At 34.9% G+C, this 1,255-nt stretch carries 1 protein-coding gene; it reads right to left on the reverse strand.

Going from position 1 to position 1,255, the window contains the following annotated elements:
* On the reverse strand, positions 1 to 1,255 hold a 1,255-nt coding region (locus tag DUZ96_RS12840; protein ID WP_181855199.1), incomplete at both ends, for a hypothetical protein.

Below are 1,255 nucleotides of genomic sequence, written 5' to 3' on the forward strand. Positions count from 1 at the left end.
TTACGTCACCTGTAATAGACAGATTGTTAACGTCCACGTCACATTCTACTGTAATATCAGCAGGAACCGTGAATGTAGGCGCAGTAGTATCGATAACATTTAAATTTAAAATACGTTTTGTTTCATTCCCACATTCATCGGTTGCAGTCCACTCACGCTTTAATGTATATTGATAGTCACAAGAACCATCAATTCTAGTTTCAGTAAATTCTACTGAACTATTACTACAATCATCAGTAGATGTTAAAGTTTCCGCGTCCTCTAAATCACTACATTCTATTGTAATTTCATCTGTAATTGTAGTTGAATTTTCATAATTTGAGACACAGGCAAAATCAATACTATGCCATCTAGGATTTCCACTAGGATTACTTGTTAACGCGACAACTCCAACTCTAAAAGAAATTGAAGATGTATTCAAATTTCTAGAACTGAAATTAGCCAGAGCATTTGTACTAGGTGAATTAGGAATATCAACTATTCCACCTGTTGCAACAACCCATGGGTCTTCATCTGTAAACGATAACGAAGTAGGGTTATTAAATGTGTAATCTGAGTCTAAAGGTGCCCAGTTAACCTCTGTGTAATTAGGCAAGCCGTCAATATCGTTAAAATTACTATAGAATTCAGGTATTATAACAGGTGTATTCGTATTCGTTTCTACAAAATCTATTTTATATTGTACATAGGCTCTATCTCCAACATTACTCAAAGAAAAGGCTGTTTGAGGTTTAAAAGAGTTCGGTCCAATTGAATTGTCATCAAGTACTGGGATTGATGCGTTAACAATTTCTTCAATGGTTAAAATTGCATCTATTTCCTCACTAACTTGAGGGAATTTGAAAATTTCACCCTCTAAATATGTAGAATTGTCGCCGTCTCCAGATATTTCAGAGAATGAAGTAAAACGAAGAATAGGAATATTGATACAGTCAGGGTTAAAATTAGGTGTGCTTGGAAATCCATTTATTGTTGGACCAACAGTATCTTCTATGGTGAATCTTGCAGTTGTATTGATAGAATTACCACACTGATCTGAAGCTGTAAAAGTAACATCAGCATATCCTGAATTACCACATGTGTAAGTTAATCCATTAAAATTATTTGTCCATGTTATTTGCCCGCAATTATCAATAGCAGAAGCACTGCCATTTGTAGATAACCAGTCATTTAATTGATCGGTATTTATGCTGGAGTTACATTGAACAGTCAAATCATAGGCTTCTGAATCAAATACAGGAGCCTCAGAGTCCAT

This window comes from Winogradskyella sp. KYW1333 (assembly GCF_003335675.1).
GTDB lineage: Bacteria > Bacteroidota > Bacteroidia > Flavobacteriales > Flavobacteriaceae > Winogradskyella.